The following is a 19,231-nucleotide window of genomic DNA, read 5'->3' on the forward strand; positions in this document are numbered from 1 at the left end:
ATGAGTGTTTGATTATATATTATGAGGAGAATGGAAATGGGAAAAGTTACTTTAATTGCAACTGCTGCAATGGGAATTGAAGCGCTTGTTGCAAGAGAAGTTCGCAATCTCGGTTATGAATGCCAGGTAGATAATGGGAAAGTAACGTTTGAAGCGGACGAAAAAGCTATTTGTCGCAGTAATTTATGGCTCCGTACAGCGGATCGTGTGAAAATTAAAGTTGGTGAATTTAAGGCAACAACATTTGATGAATTATTTGAAAAAACAAAGGCACTAAATTGGGGAGATTATATTCCGGAAAATGGAGAATTCCCTGTTATTGGTAAATCGATCAAATCTACATTATTTAGTGTACCTGATTGTCAAAGTATCGTAAAAAAAGCAGTCGTTGAAAAATTGAAAAGTACATATAGACGTACAACATGGTTTGAGGAGAATGGCCCGCTATTTCGTATCGAAGTTGCACTATTAAAAGATGTAGCGACGTTGACAATTGATGCAAGTGGTGTTGGGCTTCATAAACGTGGATACCGCGTTGGGCAAGGGGAAGCACCGTTAAAAGAAACGTTGGCAGCTTCGTTAATTATGCTGACAAACTGGAAGCCGGATCGTCCATTTGTAGATCCATTTTGCGGCTCTGGAACAATTCCACTTGAAGCTGCATTAATTGGCCAAAATATTGCCCCAGGTTTTAACCGTGATTTTGCTTCTGATGGATGGGATTGGGTTGGTAAAGACAACTGGCGCATGGCTCGTGAAGAAGTAGAGGATTTAGCAAACTACGATCAACCACTTCAGATTATCGGATCAGACATTGATCATCGTATGGTGCAAGTTGCGCAGGATAATGCTGATGAAGTGGGACTTGGTGATCTTATTACATTTAAGCAAATGCAAGTAAAAGATTTTACAACAAAAGAGGAATATGGTTATGTTGTGACGAATCCTCCATACGGAGAGCGTTTAAGTGAAAAGCCTCTTGTTGAAAAAATGTATGCGGATATGGGACAAGCATTTAGGCCGCTGGATACTTGGTCTTTATATGTATTAACAAGTCATCCAGAGTTTGAGAAATGGTACGGAAAAGATGCATCAAAGAAACGAAAATTATTTAATGGATTTATTCGCACTGATTATTATCAGTATTTCGGCAAACGTCCGCCGCGTGATTAGTATAAAACTTCTTTAGAACGCATATACTTGCTATTATGCGATTATCTAAAGGAGGAAGCGCTAATGGATGGTTTGCAATTTTCTATGATTCAAAAGGCTATTCATCATACGTGTGATGAATTAGAAAAAGAAGTAAACCTTCACGGCGTAGCTGATCATGAATTACAAAGAGCACGTGAAGAATATTTATCAGCTTTATCACATGAAACATTGATTGATAAACGGTATTTAAAGTCATTGATAGAGTAAAAAAGTTTTCCTGCATCTAGGAAAACTTTTTTCGCTCATTTTTGGTATCCCGCATTAACGGGCAGTAAGCCTCCACCTCAAGATTGAGAGAAAAGCGAAGAAGATAGGTGGGAGATAACTGCCCGTAAAAGCCCGATTGGTTCAACTAACCATCAGTGGGGATGAAGAACCCCCACTGATGGAAGTTTCACTTTATGTAAGCAACAAGAAAACAGCAACTGCTCTTTTTATGAGTAGTTGCTCTGTCTTTTTATATAGAAATTATGTAGTTGGAGGAATAACATGTTTACGAAGCAAAAGCTGCCATTTGAAGTGGGGAAACAAGATAATTTTTTCGACAAGTTAAATGAGTGGATTGGAGACGTATTTTACGACATTTTACCGGAAAAGGGATTTGAAGAGCGGGACGAACAAATTTTCATGGCGTTTCAATTAGAACGAGCATTTCAAGAGAAGAAAGTAATGTTTGCTGAAGCGGGTGTTGGAACAGGGAAAACAATTGTATATCTTCTTTATGCGATTTGTTATGCACGTTATACAGGGAAGCCGGCGATTATTGCTTGTGCGGACGAAACGTTGATTGAGCAGCTTGTGAAAGAAGAAGGAGACATTGCTAAATTATCAGAAGCATTAGGATTATCTGTCGATGTACGTTTGGCAAAATCAATGGAGAATTATCTATGTTTACGTAAACTCGAAGATGTAATGAGTGGACGAGCTCCGGAAGTGATTGAAGATTTGTATTATGAATTGCCTCAATTCGTATTTGATCATGGAACAATGCAAAACTTTACTCATTACGGCGATCGAAAAGAATTTCCGTTATTAAACGATGAAGAATGGTCTAAAGTATCTTGGGACTATTTCCAGGACTGTTTTACATGTGAGTCTCGCCATCGCTGCGGACAAACATTATCTCGTGAACATTATCGTAAAGCTGCAGATTTAATTATTTGTTCGCAAGATTTTTATATGGATCATATTTGGACATATGATGCACGGAAACGTGAAGGACAAATGCCATTGTTACCGGAAAGTAGCTGCGTTGTTTTTGATGAAGGGCATCTTGTAGAATATGCAGCGCAAAAAGCACTTACGTATCGTTTAAAACAAACAATGATGGAACAACTTTTAACAAGATTACTGCAAAATGATATTCGCGAAGAGTTCGCTCATTTAGTAGAAGAAACAATTTGGCAAACGGAACAGTTCTTTGAAGCGCTAAAAGAAAGTAAGAAAGAAATTGCTGGTTCTGACCGTTTAGAAATTCAATTAACAGAAAAAGTAACGACAGAGGCAAAGCGTTTATATGCAAAAATCTCTGAAGTTGGCGACGCGCTTGTTTTTGAAAGTGAAATGTACACAGTGAACACATATGATTTAAATATCGTTGACGAACATTTAGATGTATTAGAGCATTCATTACGCTTGTTTATGCATGAGAAAAATGTAATTACGTGGGGAGAAGAAGGCGATGGTGCCTTTACGCTTGTTATTATGCCGCGTGCGGTGGAAGAAGTGCTGCAAGAAAAAGTATTCTCCAAAAAAATTCCGTACATCTTCTCATCTGCGACATTATCAGAAAATAATTCTTTTGCATTTACTGCAAATAGCTTAGGGGTAAAAGATTACTTGTCATTCTCAGTTGCTTCTCCATTCGAATATGAAGAGCAAATGAAAGTTTATTTACCAACATATACAAAAGAGAATGAATGGGAAAGAAAATGTCAGTATGCATTAGAAGAAATCCAAAAGACAAATGGACGTACATTGATTCTGTTCCGTACGAAACAAGAGCTATTAGCATTTAAAGAATATGTAGGTAAAGAACAAATGTCAGTACCGTTTTTATATGAAGGAGATCAAGAAATTAGTCAGCTTGTTTCTCGTTTCCAAAATGAAGAAGAGACTGTACTTTGTGCGGTTCATTTATGGGAAGGTTTAGATATTCCAGGTTCATCATTATCTCATGTTATTATTTGGTCGCTTCCATTCCCTCCAAACGATCCTGTGTTTGAAGCGAAACGTAAGCACGTAAATGATTCGTTTTGGGATGTTGACGTTCCATATATGATTTTACGTCTTCGTCAAGGGATTGGGCGTTTAATTCGTACGAGTGAAGATAAAGGATATATTTCGCTATTCTTATCAGAAGGTGAGAATGAAAAAGTAGTAGAAGCTGTCAAACAAGTTCTCCCAGTAGAAGGGGAAATGTTACAATAAGCTTGGCATATGCCAAGCTTATTTATATATAAGAGGAATTTGCACATTTGTGTTGAATTAAAGTGGAGTAGGAAAAGGAGGGCTTTGAATATGACGGCAGTTACATATGAAATTGAAAAAGAGTTTCTAGCTTTTATAAAGAAAATGATGAATTATGAGGAAGCACTGAACCTTATATTTTGGGATTTACGCACAGGTGCGCCCAAAAACGGCGTAGATCAACGTTCTGAAGTAATTGGTATGCTTTCAGCAGAAGTGTTCGATATGTCAACATCTAAAGAGATGGAGGCTTATTTAATAGGATTAGAAGAGTTAATTGCAGAAGGAAAACTCTCAGATGTGACAAGAAAAACTGTAGAAGAGTGCCGAAAAGAATATGATCGAAATAAAAAAATTCCAAAGAATGAGTACGAAGAATTCGTCAAATTACAAGCAAAAGCAGAGAGTGTGTGGGAAGAAGCACGCGAAAAATCTGATTTTGAAATGTTCCGTCCATACTTAGAAAAGATTGTTGAATTTAAAAAGAAGTTTATTACATATTGGGGTTATGAAACATACAAGTATAATACATTATTAGATATGTACGAGCCTGGTGTAACAGTAGAAGTATTAGACCGTGTATTTGGTCAGTTACGTGAACGTATTGTTCCGCTTGTTGGACAAATTGCTAGTGCAAATAAAATGTTGCAAACGGAAGCCTTAAGTAAACATTTTTCCAAAGAGCAGCAAAAACAATTTAGTTTACAACTATTAAAGCAATTGGATTATAATTTTGATGCAGGACGCTTAGACGAAACAGTGCACCCATTTGCAATTACATTAAATCGTGGTGATGTCCGCATTACAACACGCTATGATGAAAATGATTTCCGCATGGCGGTATTTGGCACAGTTCATGAATGTGGTCATGCAGTGTATGAGCAAAATATTTCAAAAGAATTAGAAGGTACACCGCTTTGTGATGGCACATCTATGGGTATTCATGAATCACAATCTTTATTCTTTGAAAACTTTATTGGTCGCAATAAGTCGTTCTGGAAAAAGAACTATGATTTATTAAAACAATTTACAGATGGCCAATTTAATAATCTGTCTATGGATGATTTTTACGATGCAATTAATGAATCGAAACCGTCTTTCATTCGTATCGAAGCGGATGAATTAACGTATCCACTTCATGTGATGGTTCGTTATGAAATTGAAAAAGAATTATTTGATGGAACATTAGAAGTAAAAGACTTACCATCTGTTTGGAACGAAAAAATGGAGAACTACCTAGGAATTCGTCCGGAAAATGACGCACAAGGCGTACTGCAAGATGTACACTGGGCTGGTGGAGATTTCGGATACTTCCCATCGTATGCGCTTGGTTACATGTATGCAGCTCAGTTCAAGCATAAGATGCTAGAAGATATTCCAAATTTTGATGAATTATTAGAAGAAGGAAATGTTACACCGATTCGTGAATGGTTAACAGAAAATATTCACCGATACGGAAAAATGAAACAACCGTTAGAAATTTTACAAGATGTAACGGGTGAAGGATTAAACGCGAACTATTTAGCGGATTATTTAGAAGGAAAATACAAGGGGATTTACGAGCTATAAGAGAGAAAACGAGCTATTTATTTAGCTCGTTTTCATTTTAGAGTTGATTGGAATTGGAAATGTTATTTTTAATGGAATCGTTAGCCGTAGATTTTAAAGAAAATAGAGTTTCCTCGATATTATGAGGGAAATCTTTAAGGTTGCCCTCTATTTCTCAACCGTATCTTTGCTTAAATCCATAGAGATTGTCAGTATAATTCTTTCATTTTTCACATCAATAATGTCTATAGTAAATAGTTTATTTGCTAGGTCGATATTGATAAATGTGTATTGATATGTAAGTTTCAATTTGGCATAACTTGTATACTTATTTTTCATTGAATTTCCTCCATACACGCATATTATAGAGTACATTCACAGCAAGTCATGAGAATTCCTTCACCATGTACTATTATTGAATTAAAAAGCAGAGGAGCCAAAAAGCACCTCTGCTTGCTATATTACCACATTTTAAACCCTTTCGAACCTGGCGGCGCATTTTGAATCATATCTATAAATGGAATGGTATATGCGAATAAAATAAGCAACGCTGTAATTCCGAGCCATAGTTTCCAATTATCAAAGACAATCGGTGGTTGATCAGATGCATCAGATACTTCTCCAACCGGAAATTCAGTGTGCCCTTTCGGTGCAAAGAAAGCAAGATCTAAGAAGATAATAATTGCTAGTATAATGCCGACAAATAAGATTGTTCCTCCGACTGCTTGTGCAATTTGATATGGTATCCATTCAATTGCTTGCGGTGCATTTCCATATGTGGAAAAAGAAGAGCGGCGCGGAGCCCCTAATAATCCAGCAAAGTGCATCCCAGCAGACATGAAGCACATTCCAAGTGCCCATACACAAGTTTGAATCATTGCAAGGCGATTCATTTCTTTTGTCATAACACGTCCTGTTAAGTGGGGGATAAGCCAATAGCCAATGCCGAAAAATGTTAATACAACAGATGTGGCTAATGTTAAGTGAAAGTGCCCTGTTATCCAAATTGTATTATGAACTACTAGGTTTAATTGATGGCTTGCATTCACAAGTCCTCCTGCTCCGGCTGGAATGAACATAAGCATTCCGACGAACGGTGCAAAGAATCTAGCATCCGACCATGGGAGCATACGAAGCCAGCCAAATAGTCCAGTTGCTCCTTTTGAGCGGCCGTATTGCTCAAATGATGCAAATAGAGAGAATGCTGTCATTAATGATGGGATGATAACCATGAACGTTAAGGTGACTTGTAAAAATTTCCACCCAGGATCAATACCTGGTTCTGTTAATTGATGGTGAAATCCAACCGGAACGGAAAATAATAAGAATAAAATAAATGATAAACGAGCGAGAGAATCACTGAAAATTTTTCCGCCAATAATTTTTGGAATAATGACATACCATGCCATGTAGGCAGGGAGAAGCCAAAAATATACAAGTGGATGGCCGAAGTACCAAAATAATGTTCGGCTAACGAGAACATCAATTTTATCAACAACGCCTAAACTCCAAGGAATAAATTGTACGAGTGCTGTTGCAGCAACGCCAAGAGTGGCAACGAGCCAAAGCAGCATGGTAATAACAGACATGAAGCTAAGTAATGGACCGGCTTTTCCTTTGTTCTGCTTTTTCCATGTGCGATAATGAGCAAACATTGCAAAGCCGCTAAACCAACTGCCGACAACAACGAGGGTAAGACCGATGTAAAATCCAGGATGAGCTTTTAACGGAGCATAAAATGTATAGAGAACAGTAGCTTTATTTAATAGTATAAAAACTGCAGTAATCGTTGTTCCAATCGTCATAAGCCAAAAACCAATCCAGCCTGTTGTTCGTACCCCTTTTGAAAGAGTCCCAGCAGTTTTACTCATACAAGCAAACAAAAAGCCAATAATAAAAAATGTTGTTAATACGAGGCCAAGTAATACACCATGTGTTGTTAGTACTTGGTAATAACCAATTCCAGCTGGAAGATCAAACTTTCCAGAGCGGACAAGTACTTGCAGTAATCCGCATATCCCTCCTAGAAATAGAGCGATAAATGCAACATGTATATGAGCCATCGCAAGTTTGGCATCTTTTTTGTATATTTTATCTTGAACATGCATCATTTGTTAGTCACCTCTACTTTCGCGCTCATCATATGATGGCCTGTACCACAATATTCATTGCATACGATTAAATATTCACCGGGCTTGTGGAATACTTGAGAAGCTGTACTAACATAGCCAGGTTCAACCATCATATTCACATTTGTCCCAGCAATTTCAAAACCATGCACAACATCTTTCGTTGCGATAACAAAGTTAACTTTGGCACCTTTTGGTACTTTAATCACATTTGGTGTAAAGGAAAAGGCTTGTGAGACAATTGTTACCTGATAATGATCTTTACCAATTTGTTTTACACCAGGATGATCAAACGGAGCAGTCGCATTTACTTTTTCTGGATCAATTGTTGTTAAACAGCTGGGTGGCTGGTTTCCCATATAAAAGGCGCTTATTCCAATTACAGCTAAAAATACAAATAATGAACCAATACCGAAAATGAGCCAAATTTTTTCGTATTTATGCAGGTGCATATCCCATCTCCCCTTTGTTTACCAATAACATTACAATCGATTTAAAAAAATTTGATATACACTAAACCATGTAAAGATTAAAAAGAAGCCGAGTAAAAAAACAGAAATTAATGTTCCTTTTAGTGAACTTTTCTTTTGTTGTTTCTTCTCGATTGGCTGTAATTTACGCTCCCCCATTTTTTTTCCTCCTCAAGAAAGTGAATTGTACATTTTTATCATACAAAATATTTTGACAATTACTACATAGTCAGCAGCGCTTTCAAAAAGTGTTCATTGATACAATTAAAACTATGTTTATGATGAAAAGTTGATAAATCGTGATTTATTACAGATTTTATAATGAGGAATTGTGAAAGAAATGTGAAATGGGTGATTCATTCACAATACTAGCAAGTTAAGTGGTTTTGAATTTCTTAAAAAAATATGTGTATCATTTCAAAATGAAAGAGGTTTCAAAAGTCGAACGAAAAGTGTATATTTTCGAAATTTGTACGTGTTTTTTTCGATAAACGCTTTTCAAAGTAAAGAAAGTAAGTTATAATCCTTCTATAAATAAATAAATAAATAAATAAATAGGTTAGCAACACTCATATAATCGCAGGGATATGGCCTGCAAGTTTCTACCGAAGTACCGTAAATGCTTCGACTATGAGTGAGGACGAATATATTGCTATAGTGGCATTCTTTTTTTGCAAAGCTCCAAAAGCGCGTCCCTCACTTGTATTGGGTGAAGGCTGCTTTTGGAGTTTTTTATTGCATAAGAGGAGGAACAAACTATGAAATTATTACAAGAAAAAATTATGAGTGAAGGAAAAGTATTATCAGATGATGTGTTAAAAGTAGATGCATTTTTAAATCATCAAATTGATCCAGTGCTTATGCAAGAAATCGGAAAAGAATTTGCAAAGCGTTTTAAAGACGAGAAAATTACAAAAATCGTGACGATTGAGTCTTCAGGAATTGCTCCAGCTGTGATGGCTGCCTTAGAATTTGGTGTAACAGTTGTTTTTGCAAGAAAACGTAAATCGTTAACGTTACAAGATAATATGTATATTGCAAAAGTATATTCCTATACAAAACAAGAAACGAATGAAATCTCTATATCGAAACAATATATACATGAAGACGATCGTGTTCTTATTATTGATGACTTTTTAGCAAATGGTCAGGCAGCACTTGGTTTAATGAACTTAGTACAGCAAGCAGGAGCAACAGTAGCAGGTATTGGAATCGTGATTGAAAAAGCATTTCAAGATGGAGGAAGTAAATTACGTGAGAGCGGCGTTCGTGTAGAATCGTTGGCAGAAATCGCATCGCTTAATAATGGGACAGTTCGTTTTGTTGAACACGCGGTAGCGGAGGTGAAGTAAGATGAAGCAACACCCTCTTAAGATTGCATCTCTCGGTATTCAACATATGTTGGCGATGTATGCCGGTGCAGTTATCGTTCCGCTCATTGTTGGAGGCGGACTTGGATTAAATCAGCATGAACTTACGTATTTGGTGTCAATTGATTTATTAATGTGCGGTATTGCAACAATTTTACAAGCATTAACGAATCGTTTCTTCGGTATTGGGCTTCCGGTTGTGCTTGGTTGTACTTTTACAGCAGTGGGACCGATGATTGCTATTGGTAAGCAATATGGAGTATCCGCTGTGTATGGTTCTATTATTGCAGCAGGATTATTCGTTGTTTTATTTTCTAGTGTGTTTGGGAAGCTTGTAAAACTATTTCCACCAGTTGTTACGGGTTCAGTTGTAACAGTTATTGGAGTTACATTAGTTCCAGTCGCGATTAACGATATGGCTGGCGGTGTAGGAAGCAAAGATTTTGGTAGTCTATCCAATTTAGCATTAGCTTTTGGAGTATTATTATTTATCATCATCATGTACCGTTTTTTTGATGGTTTCATTCGCTCTATTTCTATTTTATTAGGATTATTATTTGGTACAGCAATTGCTGCGTTGATGGGAAAGGTAAGTTTACAAGCTGTAGCGGAAGCAGATTGGTTTCATGGTGTGCAGCCATTTTACTTCGGTACACCAACATTCGAATTAACACCTATTATTACAATGATTCTCGTTGCTTGTGTGGGAATTGTCGAAGCAACAGGAGTTTATTTTGCACTATCAGATATTTGTAACAAAAAAATTGGTGAAAAAGAATTAGCAAAAGGATACCGTGCAGAAGGAATTGCAATGATATTAGGTGGTATTTTTAACTCATTTCCGTATACGACATATTCACAAAATGTAGGTCTTGTTCAACTGACAGGTGTGCGCAATCGTGTTGTCATTTACACATGCGGCGGTATATTAATTGTACTTGGATTTATTCCGAAGATTGCAGCATTGACAACAATTATTCCAACGCCGGTACTTGGCGGTGCAATGCTTGCGATGTTCGGAATGGTTATGGCATATGGCATTAAAATGTTAAGCGCTGTTAACTTTGCAAAACAGGAAAACTTATTAATTGTTGCTTGCTCTGTTGGAATTGGTCTTGGTGTAACAGTTGTGCCAACATTATTCTCACAGCTTCCAGAGAGCGTTCGTATTTTAACAGATAACGGAATTGTATTAGGAAGTGCATCAGCAGTACTTTTAAATATTGTGTTTAATATGGTTCCACAAAAACAAACGAAGGTAAAAGAAGAGCAAGTTGCTAAGGAAGAAAACAACTTAGCAAATTTTGCAGGTTAAACGGAATTTTAATACACCTTTATTCAACATATTACCGTCTAAAATATGTTAAAACGTCATCTATATTTTCTTTCCTTTTGGAATGAATTTAGAGGTGGCGTTTTTTTATGAAAAGAAAAAGAATTAGTGTTCGAAAAGTGTCTGAGAATAATGAAAAGAATTTGTATAATTTCGATTTTCAACAAGCAATGATATAAAAATGAAGAAATACAATGATTCAGGAATTTTCATAAAACTCTTGTTTTGATATGGTATAATTTTCAAAGTTTGTAAATTTATAAGGGAATTCACAGGCTTTTGAACAAACTCTGAAAGACTGAACAGAAAAAGATAGAGAGGATTTAAGCGATGGGACAATTTCAAAGTAATTTTCAAACGGCAGAACAAATCGCAACGCAAATGGGGACAGCTGCCGATACGATTCAAAGTGCCGCAAATAGATCCATAACCAAATCGGAACGTACAACATTAACCGTTAACTCCAAAGCACAAGAAGCAAATCAACAAGCTTTACATTTAACTAAACAATTTTATGATGCCTTTCAACAGGGAATCAATAACATTCATTCTGTAGTGAAAGCATTTGAGCGAATGGATAACGAACTCTACAAAAATTTCAATCAATCTTCTTTCATGAAAAATCCTTTCGCTGATACGGTAACCTATGCAAACGCAAAAAAGTAGGAGGAAAAGATGAGTCAAGCAATTGAACAAAAAATCAATGAATTGAATTGTAATTTAATAACTATCTCCGAAAAACAATCGAAAAATCAACGCGCTATTCAAAAACAAGAACAAATGGAAGCTGATTTTTATGAATGGAAAGGTCGAAGCTATCGTTTATTTAACCGTATATTAGAAACTTGGGATAATGATAGAGAATTAGGACAATTCTTTCATCATCTGCGTCAAGATGCCGGGCAAATTGAGCGAAAGCTTACCCATGAATTGGAAGACCAAAAAGAATCGTTGCTAAAGGAGAAAAAACACCTAAGTAATCTAGAAAATGACCTTCACTATCAACGTCAAAAATTAGCACAGGAGGTGAAGTCATGAGTTTAAATATGTATCTAGGAGAAGTGCGAGCTCAATCACAAAGTATGAATGCCATGTGCGTTGCAACCATTCAAGGCATGGAACAAGCCATCAATTCGATTGACGCTTTTGTCTTCGATTCTGTTTTGTAAGGACAAACTTACGACAGTGCAAAAACATTCTTTGCACAAACCTTTCGTACTTTAGCGCAAGGGATTATTTACTTATGTGAAGAATTAATTCGTCAAAATGATGCTTTTTCGAATGACTTTCAATCACAGGTAGCCTCAACAGATGTCATCGAACAAGAAATACGAGATCAAATTCGAGAGCTTGAGCAAGCGATAGCAGCGTTGGAAGCAATGAGTGAAGATATGCCGGGCGCGCAGGCGATGCTACGAAAGCTTCAAGAAAAGTTGGAACATCTGTATGCATTCAATTATACTTCTAGTAGTAATTATGATACAGCACTCCAACTAGCTACTAGCATCGCTCAAGGTCTTGCAGAAGTTCAAAATGGAAAAGGTTTTAATGCCGCCAGTGGTACATTTAGTACGCAAGGGTTGAATATGGGATGGACGGCGTCTATACAAAAGGTTACAGAAGATAAAGCTCGTACAACTGATAATTTGATTGAAGAAGAAGTAACAGATGGAAGTGTGAATGGGGCTTCTGAAATAACAAATAATATTTATGGTTTTAATAAATTGAATAGTATGATTGCATCTATTAATCCGGATAATCATTTTGTATCTAAAAAGTTTGGTGGAGTAGTTGTTAAAGGAATTGGTAATGTAATCAATGGTGAAAAGTATGAAAATTCATTTGTAGAGGAAAAGGGATATGGTGGTTTATTTATTATGGGTCTAACATTTGAAGCGGAGCCATTTGTAAGTTCTCGTACCTATGATCGATTTGATGTAAAAGATAAAGAAAAGAGGGAACAAACTTATGGACCTACAGTTGGGTTTACAGTAGCTCAAGCTGGAATAGAACAAGAGAATATTAAAGGATTTGGAATAGGAGCTGAAGCTAAAGTAGGGCTTGCTTCTGCAGAATTAGGTGCTCATGTAGAAAATGGAAGTTTACATGTAGGAGCTGAAGCTACTCTAATAAAATATGAAGGAGCTGTAAAAATACCCCTTCCATTTACTGATAAAAAACTGCAAATTGGGGGATCCGCTTCGCTTGGGACGGCTGGTGGATCTTTAGAGGTTGGAAAAGGTGGATTCAAATTCCATTTGCCATTTGGTCCAGGTGTAGGGTTATGGGGATTTGGTGGAGAACTTGCTATTAAAGAATAAAGGAGAAAATTAGTATGACTAAGAAAGTGAAAAATTTAAAATATATTACGATTATATTAGCTTGTATTGCAATTTTCGGTACAGTTTTACCTAATGTATTAGATCCAAATGAATCACTAGCAGGGAAAATTTCAATTGCAGCCTTCGGTACAATTGGAACTTGTTTACTATTCTCTATTATTTATTTTATTGTAAAAAAAGCTATTTTAAGAGGGGAAAAATAAGATGGGACAAAATTTAGAATTAGAATTACTTCCAATAGGTTCAGTTATAATCTTTAAAGATTGGGAACACCCATTAATGATTTATGGGAGAAGACAGATGGATTCTGAAACAAAAAAAACATGGGATTATGTATGTTGTTATTTTCCTCATGGTAATATTTCTTCGGAGTATAATTTCTTTTTGAATCATGAAGATATTTCTAGTGTTTTACATCTTGGTTTTATTAATGAAAGAGAATTAGAGTTTCAAAAATTATTTAAAAAAGAAGTTGAAGAAAAACAGTGATTCTTTTAAGCTGTTGGTGTTTTTGAAATAATTGAAGAGTGAATCTTAATACACATATACATAAAGAAAAGACCTTTTTGAATAAAGAGGGTCTTTTCTTTATGTATTTTTATAAGCTTTAATGTTGATGAGTATGTTAGTTTATCCAAAAATGATAAAATAGTTACCGAAATGGTAAAATTTTATCATGATAAAAAACAAAGGGGAATCTTTATGAAATTGCTACGTTCACTTCTCATTCTCACTCTTGTTGTATTGTTAAGCGGATGCAATACGGCAACAAAAGTCACAAAGGTTCAAAAAAATGGTGAAACGACTTTAAAAATTGGCTCCCTGCAAGGGTATCATGATGTGCAAACGATTAAAACTGAAAAAGGAAATGTGGAAATTCCTTATGAGGCAGCGGTTGAAGAAGGTACGATTTTATTGCAAGTCATAAAAGACGATAAGGTCATTTATGAAGAAGAAGTCACTTCTCAGAGAGAAGGTTTGCTTTCTTTTGAAGTACCAAAATCTGGATCATATGATTTAATTGTCCGTGTGAAAGGTGAAGAAGGGAAAGCGAAAGGAATTCAAATACATACGAAGCTATGAAAAAACGGCAAGCGTAGTATACCCGCTTGCCGTTTCCATTTCCAGTTGGTTCTGGCACAACACATGTTCATTAATTTTAAGAAGTAAACGTAAAGTAACTCCAAAATATATAATGGAAATTGATTTTTGAGTTACTTTCACTTTTGGTGATGTGACCCCTAATAAAACATTCAAAAAATTTTATAATATAAATATTTAATTCTAATCATTAAAAATCCTACGTTTTCTTACTTTAATCGTTTCTAAAATATAAAGAAGAATACCTAAACCAAATATCTTTTCAGCATTAGAAATATTATTACCTAATTTAATAATAGGTACATTTAATCCAAATCTTTCACTCCATTCCAAAGGCATATATCCTCTCTTATAGTTTATTAATATACGATCATCTATCGTACGAAAAGACGTTTCGAAAAAGTCAAATTCAACTTCTACCTCAGAAAGTTTTATCCCTTTTTCATTTATTAAAGAACCACGTACTATTCCAAATCCCTGTATCATATTTTCTTTAAACATACCTACACAATTATAATTTGAATCATAAATAGCCCAATCATAATTTTCAACTTCACTATGAAAATATGCAAGAATTTCTCCGTCACTTGCTTCCAATCCAAAAATTTGTTTATTTTTTAAAATAGGTAATGTTGAAGAAATCATCTTTGTTCCTGCTACATATCCGCCATCAGGAGTATATAAACCTAAATGTTTATTACTTTCGGGCAATTCTAATAAAATATAAGTATCAATATTCCAAAACGTTAAATTATTTTTAGCTATATTCTCTTTTAATAAATTTCCTTTTCTTAATTGCCAAAATCCAATACCAAAAACAACAAGCGAAGCTATAATAATAAAGATTACTGGTCCCCAGTTAATATTACCCCAAGTATTATACATACCAATTAATCCATAAAGAAAAAGTCCCGTTCCAATCAAGCACTTAAACTTCCCTTTTTTTTTATAATACTCAAACAATTCCACACAAACACCTCTATCATTTGAACTTAATACTCCAATTATACTTCAAATAAAAACATAGTTACAGTAAGGTGATGATTTTATACTGATCTGTACTCTACTATGAATTCGCTTATGAAACAAGAATGGTAATAGGTGAATTAACTGTGTTTAAATAAGGATTTTGACGAATTATGAAGAGATGGTTTGGAAATCAATGGGGTAAATCTTAGCTTGAAATAGAGGCGGTTGCATGTGTTGATGAATCAAAACGGACTTAGCGAAGCGGAGGGAGTATTTGATTTGACCAACTTGACTACAACCGAACCCTCTTGGAGTGAGGGGTTGGGGAGTTCTTATTTGTTTCTTTACTTCTTACTTACGAAAAAATAATTAATTGTTTTTAAAGAGAATAAAATGAAAATATGGGAATTAAGAGGTTCTGTCGATAACTATGAATCTTTTCAATTATTAAATTTCGATCAAGATTATGAAAAATATTTTGAAAGAAAATTTGATTTGGTAGAAAAATTATCTAATTTATGGGGAGAAATACTTATTGAATGTGTGGAAGAAGGTAATCAAAGTGAATGTCCACATTTTTGGGGAATAAATGGTGTCTTACTTGTAAGGGAAAAAGCAAAAAGTGTTTTAGAACCTTTAATTTTAATAGGGAACAATATTGAATTTCTTCCTTTGGTTCATAACGTTACAAACGAATGCCATTATGCAATTAATGTTTTAAAACAGTTAGATGCAATAGATAACACCAAAACTGTTTTTAAAAAACTAAGAAGCGGTCTAATAGTTGGTTGCGAAAAATATTCATTCATCCCCCATATTGTAGAAAATGAGAATATTTTTAAAGTATTTTTAAATAAACATGTTTATTCAATTTCAGTGTTTGTAATAGATGATACTTTCTTTATCACCTTTCTTCTTCAACTAACGGGTCGGGTTCGTTGAAGAAGAATCTGTAAAATATTGTGTATTAATAAATGTATGAGAATTAACCTATTCAAAAAAGTAAACCTTTACGGATGAAAAAATCTAATAGCACTCCGTTCCCTGCATGTTCAACAATCGGGCGCTTTAATGGAATAAAAGGAGAGCATATATTAGTCATGTATAATATGTGCTTTCCTTTATTTTTAGGGATTTTTATAATTTAGGTCTTGATAATCAATAAAACAATTTTATTGTCACATACATTACCATCGATGCCACACCTCGTTGAGCCACATTATTACAGATCTATTGATTTAGTTGAGATGGACTCACTTTTTGAATTTGAACAAGTATGTCAAACGATCTACCTAATGATATATCAACAGTTTTCGGTATGTCAGGGCCTTCGGAAGTTATTCCGGAAAAGATTGGATGTTGTTCGTTTAACCAAGTTTTTGTTATTCCGTTTGCCTTACGTAAATCAATCAAAAAGTGTTCGTTTTTGACTTGTCCCAAGGTGTAGTTATAACTGTTTAGATCATCTGATTTTACTTTTCCATATGGACCAAATTTACGGTTACTATTATAAACATTATACCGTCCTTCATAAACAGATGTTCCAATCGATACATACCGTTTTCCATAATGTTCTGCTAAATGTTGTCCAGCTACTTTAGGATATATAAAAGGTAACATATTTGTTTTCGAAACGTGTCCATTATGTGCCCATACAATTGTTTTTCCTAAATGTTCTTCTGTCCACTTCGCATTTTCATACATTGCAATATCATGCTTCAAAAAAAGATCTGACGGGTTATCAGGCAATGCTGCTGCCATTGTGGTAAACTGCTCGATAATACGGGCATTTTGTTTTATCCATGCGAACTCTTTGGAGTTTTCATTTAGATTACTTTTATTTTGTTCTAATAAAGCACTGATTTGTTTAGCATCTGAAATATATTTTTCTTTATCTTTTTTCGTAAGGCTGCCAATGATAGAAATATCCTTTGTTACAGGAATAAGGTCTTTTATTTTCTCTTCTAAACTAGGCACAAGATTTGGATTATTTCTTTTTACATATTCTATTATATTATCATAAACATTTCTGTTTACTGATTGTATATCCATCCCAATGACACGCACTTTGGATTTATGTTTTGGATTAGCATTATATTGACGTATCCAATTGATGAGATTTAATATTTCTTTCGTGTTAAATACAGATGATAGATGTTGGCTAGGATCCCCATTTCCGGTAAGAACATAACGATCTAGTTCTAAAGCTGTGTCCCATCCCTCTTCTAAAACTAAGTTGGTAAAGCCTTTTTCAGATACTAAATAATTAACAATGCGATGTTTCATTGTAAAAACTTCATGAGCCCCGTGCGTAGCTTCACCTAAGCCTACGATTGAAGCTGATCCTACCATCTCCTTAAGGGGTTTTAAATCATTAAGAGATGCAGTTGGATTAGTTGTTTTTAAAGGCTTTGCATGCTCTTGTAACCATTTTGCTATTGGATTAGTGTTATAGGGCGTTGTAACGAAAACCTCTGTATTTGAAGTTGCATAAGTATTTTTTGTAAAATTAGTCAGTGATATATTAGCAGCGGGAATTGTAGTAGTCATTTTTTTCATAAAAACCTCCTAAAATGCTTATTTATTAGTTTTTTGACATGTTCTAAGAGCATCCGTTTGAATCATTAATTTTCTTCTCACAAATTTATTCTATTTCCTAAAACTCACTTATTTCTTAATAGATTCTTAAGAAATCCTTAATTTACTCATGCCAATACAAAAAACCAAAATAACTTGCCACTCAAAAATACAGGAAGCAGGTTATTTTGGTTTTCATTTTTATATAAAGGACAAGAAAGTTATAAAGTATCTTGACTTTTAATAAATTACGACGATATACTGTTTTGTTTTTTCAGCGGCATGTTTTTTCCATAGGTACCAAGACGCCAAATATATTCAAGTGGTCCATACTGATAACGAGATAGCCACCAGCGGCTGATAAAGATTTGAATCATATAGAAGCCAATACAGAATAGTGTGCCGCCCCATAGCGGGAATGTGATATTTGCTTGAAATAATAAGCCAAATACTAATAAGGTTACAATAGTTTGCGAAATATAGTTTGTTAATGCCATGCGGCCAACATATTGAAAGGGCCGGAATACTTTTTGCCATTTTGCATGCTGCAATAGACGCATAAGTGTGAGAATGTAAAAAATGAATAATGTTTTTCCGCTTAACGTAATAAAGGCAATCATCTTCAACGGTACGTATGAATCGTTCATATTAAAATAGACAATCATAATCCCCCATGTTGGCAAGGAGGCGATGAAGGTAATGATTTGCCATTTCTTTAGCTTTGTATCAATTTCTTTTACGCGGTGGAAAATTTCTTTTTTGCCGGCATATAGACCGAGTAAAAAGAGACCAACTGTTTCCGGTAGCGTCATAAGAGAAATAGCTTCAGAGTAAAAAGAAGTAAAGCGTTCTTGAACTTGCAAGGTCCAATCTTGTAATGGAGCAACTGGAGCGGAAAAATCTCCAAGTTGTTCAGATGGAACGATTAGCATCGTTAAACTAGCAAGCAACATAATGAATTCCCATATATTTAACAAAATAATCGACCAAATCAGTAAAGTTTTTGGTTGTCTTTTATAAAATAAAAGGAGAATGAATCCGCTAATCGCATAATTATGTAAAATATCGCCATCCCAAAGTAACACATAATGTAAAAATCCAAACAATAATAAAATGAATAGTCTACGTATAAATAATATTTTTGGACGATGTACTTTCTCTTCGGCTCGTGTCATAAAAATATAAAAACCAAGGCCAAACAAAAAGGAGAAAATTGTGTAAAATTTTGTTTGGACAAATATATCATAAAATAGTCGAATATAACGATCCAATCCTTCGTAAACACCTGTTAAATCTCTTGATTCAATGCCAGCTAATACTGGCCAGTTTACAAGGAAAATACCAAAAATTGCAACCCCTCGTATAATATCAATAGAATAAATCCTTTCATTTTGTGAGATACTTTGTGCCATACTTCATCTCCTTTTCTTTTTATCCCGCTATTTGCGGGCAGTAAGACCTCACCTCAAGATTCAGAGAAAAGCGAAGAAGATAGGTGGGGGAGAACTGCCCGTAAAAACCCGATCAGCGAGAGCTTTCCATCAGTGGGGGATGAAGACCCCCCACTGATGGAAGTTTTCTTTATCACTTTTAGTATATACGGTGTGAAAAGAAGGGGATATATATTTCCAATTTTTTTAACTGTTAACATTTCTTCTGTGAGTTATAATAAGAGGGCACAACAATCTTACACTCCTTTAAAACAGGC

General features: G+C 35.0%; 18 protein-coding genes, 2 pseudogenes and 1 riboswitch. Of the genes and pseudogenes, 13 read left to right on the forward strand and 7 right to left on the reverse strand.

Annotated elements, in window-relative coordinates; genetic code table 11:
• The first annotated feature begins 36 nt into the window (after positions 1-36).
• The 4 genes from AB1284_RS06075 to AB1284_RS06090 all read left to right on the forward strand — a co-directional run bounded on the left by AB1284_RS06075 (position 37) and on the right by AB1284_RS06090 (position 5,253).
• Entirely contained in the window at positions 37-1,173 is a 1,137-nt protein-coding gene (locus tag AB1284_RS06075) for a THUMP domain-containing class I SAM-dependent RNA methyltransferase (RefSeq protein WP_429750874.1), read from the forward strand.
• 63 nt (positions 1,174-1,236) lie between these two features.
• Positions 1,237-1,422 (forward strand): DUF3921 family protein, encoded by a 186-nt coding sequence (locus AB1284_RS06080; protein WP_429750872.1) that lies wholly within the window; start codon positions 1,237-1,239, stop codon positions 1,420-1,422.
• Between the two features lie 282 nt (positions 1,423-1,704).
• Entirely contained in the window at positions 1,705-3,645 is a 1,941-nt protein-coding gene (locus AB1284_RS06085) for an ATP-dependent DNA helicase (protein WP_429750870.1), read from the forward strand.
• Between the two features lie 90 nt (positions 3,646-3,735).
• Positions 3,736-5,253, forward strand: a complete 1,518-nt coding sequence (locus AB1284_RS06090; protein WP_429750868.1) for a carboxypeptidase M32 — start codon at positions 3,736-3,738, stop codon at positions 5,251-5,253.
• Between the two features lie 147 nt (positions 5,254-5,400).
• Here the strand turns inward: AB1284_RS06090 and AB1284_RS06095 are convergent, their stop codons facing one another.
• The 4 genes from AB1284_RS06095 to AB1284_RS06110 all read right to left on the reverse strand — a co-directional run bounded on the left by AB1284_RS06095 (position 5,401) and on the right by AB1284_RS06110 (position 7,990).
• Positions 5,401-5,571: a hypothetical protein gene (locus AB1284_RS06095; protein WP_429750867.1), complete on the reverse strand. Its 171-nt coding sequence runs from the start codon at positions 5,569-5,571 to the stop codon at positions 5,401-5,403.
• A gap of 122 nt (positions 5,572-5,693) precedes the next feature.
• A complete protein-coding gene (locus AB1284_RS06100; protein WP_429750865.1) occupies positions 5,694-7,343 on the reverse strand; it encodes a b(o/a)3-type cytochrome-c oxidase subunit 1 in 1,650 nt (549 codons plus the stop codon).
• Entirely contained in the window at positions 7,340-7,813 is a 474-nt protein-coding gene (locus tag AB1284_RS06105) for a cytochrome c oxidase subunit II (RefSeq protein WP_429750864.1), read from the reverse strand. The genes AB1284_RS06100 and AB1284_RS06105 overlap by 4 nt, the downstream gene beginning before the upstream one ends.
• Before the next feature lie 30 nt (positions 7,814-7,843).
• Positions 7,844-7,990 carry a cytochrome c oxidase subunit 2A gene (locus AB1284_RS06110; RefSeq protein ID WP_429750862.1) on the reverse strand — a complete coding sequence of 49 codons (147 nt, stop codon included), beginning with the start codon at positions 7,988-7,990 and terminating at the stop codon, positions 7,844-7,846.
• Between the two features lie 390 nt (positions 7,991-8,380).
• Positions 8,381-8,482: riboswitch (purine riboswitch) on the forward strand.
• 107 nt (positions 8,483-8,589) lie between these two features.
• On the opposite strand from AB1284_RS06110, the gene AB1284_RS06115 reads away from it, so the two are divergent.
• The 8 genes and pseudogenes from AB1284_RS06115 to AB1284_RS06150 all read left to right on the forward strand — a co-directional run bounded on the left by AB1284_RS06115 (position 8,590) and on the right by AB1284_RS06150 (position 13,959).
• Positions 8,590-9,183 (forward strand): xanthine phosphoribosyltransferase, encoded by a 594-nt coding sequence (locus AB1284_RS06115; RefSeq protein WP_429750861.1) that lies wholly within the window; start codon positions 8,590-8,592, stop codon positions 9,181-9,183.
• A 1-nt stretch (position 9,184) separates the two neighbouring features.
• Positions 9,185-10,516 (forward strand): xanthine permease PbuX, encoded by a 1,332-nt coding sequence (gene pbuX / locus AB1284_RS06120; protein WP_429750859.1) that lies wholly within the window; start codon positions 9,185-9,187, stop codon positions 10,514-10,516.
• 348 nt (positions 10,517-10,864) lie between these two features.
• Positions 10,865-11,134, forward strand: a pseudogene (locus AB1284_RS06125) (TIGR04197 family type VII secretion effector); the annotation flags it as partial.
• Positions 11,135-11,209: 75 nt separating this feature from the next.
• On the forward strand, positions 11,210-11,572 hold the full coding sequence (locus AB1284_RS06130) for a DUF3958 family protein (RefSeq protein WP_429750857.1): 363 nt from the start codon (positions 11,210-11,212) through the stop codon (positions 11,570-11,572).
• Positions 11,569-12,855, forward strand: a pseudogene (locus tag AB1284_RS06135) (hypothetical protein). Before AB1284_RS06130 ends, AB1284_RS06135 begins: the two are co-directional and overlap by 4 nt.
• A gap of 14 nt (positions 12,856-12,869) precedes the next feature.
• Positions 12,870-13,079: a hypothetical protein gene (locus AB1284_RS06140; RefSeq protein ID WP_429750856.1), complete on the forward strand. Its 210-nt coding sequence runs from the start codon at positions 12,870-12,872 to the stop codon at positions 13,077-13,079.
• Position 13,080: 1 nt separating this feature from the next.
• Entirely contained in the window at positions 13,081-13,365 is a 285-nt protein-coding gene (locus AB1284_RS06145) for a DUF4176 domain-containing protein (RefSeq protein WP_429750855.1), read from the forward strand.
• Positions 13,366-13,578: 213 nt separating this feature from the next.
• Positions 13,579-13,959 carry a hypothetical protein gene (locus AB1284_RS06150; RefSeq protein ID WP_429750853.1) on the forward strand — a complete coding sequence of 127 codons (381 nt, stop codon included), beginning with the start codon at positions 13,579-13,581 and terminating at the stop codon, positions 13,957-13,959.
• Between the two features lie 201 nt (positions 13,960-14,160).
• Here the strand turns inward: AB1284_RS06150 and AB1284_RS06155 are convergent, their stop codons facing one another.
• Positions 14,161-14,946, reverse strand: coding sequence for an ABC transporter ATP-binding protein (locus AB1284_RS06155; protein WP_429750852.1), 786 nt, complete (start codon positions 14,944-14,946; stop codon positions 14,161-14,163).
• A 393-nt stretch (positions 14,947-15,339) separates the two neighbouring features.
• Between AB1284_RS06155 and AB1284_RS06160 the strand changes: the two genes are divergently transcribed.
• A complete protein-coding gene (locus AB1284_RS06160; RefSeq protein WP_429750850.1) occupies positions 15,340-15,888 on the forward strand; it encodes an imm11 family protein in 549 nt (182 codons plus the stop codon).
• A 288-nt stretch (positions 15,889-16,176) separates the two neighbouring features.
• Here AB1284_RS06160 and AB1284_RS06165 read toward each other — a convergent pair whose 3' ends face one another.
• Entirely contained in the window at positions 16,177-17,505 is a 1,329-nt protein-coding gene (locus tag AB1284_RS06165) for an erythromycin esterase family protein (protein ID WP_429750848.1), read from the reverse strand.
• Positions 17,506-17,771: 266 nt separating this feature from the next.
• The gene (locus AB1284_RS06170) at positions 17,772-18,935 is read right to left on the reverse strand and encodes a DUF418 domain-containing protein (protein WP_429750846.1); all 1,164 of its coding nucleotides are present in this window, start codon (positions 18,933-18,935) and stop codon (positions 17,772-17,774) included.
• Positions 18,936-19,231 lie beyond the last annotated feature (296 nt).

This window comes from Bacillus sp. S2(2024) (assembly GCF_050474045.1).
GTDB lineage: Bacteria > Bacillota > Bacilli > Bacillales > Bacillaceae_G > Bacillus_A > Bacillus_A yunxiaonensis.

Coding starts and splice junctions, on each gene's coding strand:
- AB1284_RS06075 (WP_429750874.1), top strand. CDS start 37: ATGGGAAAAGTTACTTTAATTGCAACTGCTGCAATGGGAATTGAAGCG.
- AB1284_RS06080 (WP_429750872.1), top strand. CDS start 1,237: ATGGATGGTTTGCAATTTTCTATGATTCAAAAGGCTATTCATCATACG.
- AB1284_RS06085 (WP_429750870.1), top strand. CDS start 1,705: ATGTTTACGAAGCAAAAGCTGCCATTTGAAGTGGGGAAACAAGATAAT.
- AB1284_RS06090 (WP_429750868.1), top strand. CDS start 3,736: ATGACGGCAGTTACATATGAAATTGAAAAAGAGTTTCTAGCTTTTATA.
- AB1284_RS06095 (WP_429750867.1), bottom strand. CDS start 5,571: ATGAAAAATAAGTATACAAGTTATGCCAAATTGAAACTTACATATCAA.
- AB1284_RS06100 (WP_429750865.1), bottom strand. CDS start 7,343: ATGATGCATGTTCAAGATAAAATATACAAAAAAGATGCCAAACTTGCG.
- AB1284_RS06105 (WP_429750864.1), bottom strand. CDS start 7,813: ATGCACCTGCATAAATACGAAAAAATTTGGCTCATTTTCGGTATTGGT.
- AB1284_RS06110 (WP_429750862.1), bottom strand. CDS start 7,990: ATGGGGGAGCGTAAATTACAGCCAATCGAGAAGAAACAACAAAAGAAA.
- AB1284_RS06115 (WP_429750861.1), top strand. CDS start 8,590: ATGAAATTATTACAAGAAAAAATTATGAGTGAAGGAAAAGTATTATCA.
- pbuX (WP_429750859.1), top strand. CDS start 9,185: ATGAAGCAACACCCTCTTAAGATTGCATCTCTCGGTATTCAACATATG.
- AB1284_RS06130 (WP_429750857.1), top strand. CDS start 11,210: ATGAGTCAAGCAATTGAACAAAAAATCAATGAATTGAATTGTAATTTA.
- AB1284_RS06140 (WP_429750856.1), top strand. CDS start 12,870: ATGACTAAGAAAGTGAAAAATTTAAAATATATTACGATTATATTAGCT.
- AB1284_RS06145 (WP_429750855.1), top strand. CDS start 13,081: ATGGGACAAAATTTAGAATTAGAATTACTTCCAATAGGTTCAGTTATA.
- AB1284_RS06150 (WP_429750853.1), top strand. CDS start 13,579: ATGAAATTGCTACGTTCACTTCTCATTCTCACTCTTGTTGTATTGTTA.
- AB1284_RS06160 (WP_429750850.1), top strand. CDS start 15,340: ATGAAAATATGGGAATTAAGAGGTTCTGTCGATAACTATGAATCTTTT.
- AB1284_RS06165 (WP_429750848.1), bottom strand. CDS start 17,505: ATGAAAAAAATGACTACTACAATTCCCGCTGCTAATATATCACTGACT.
- AB1284_RS06170 (WP_429750846.1), bottom strand. CDS start 18,935: ATGGCACAAAGTATCTCACAAAATGAAAGGATTTATTCTATTGATATT.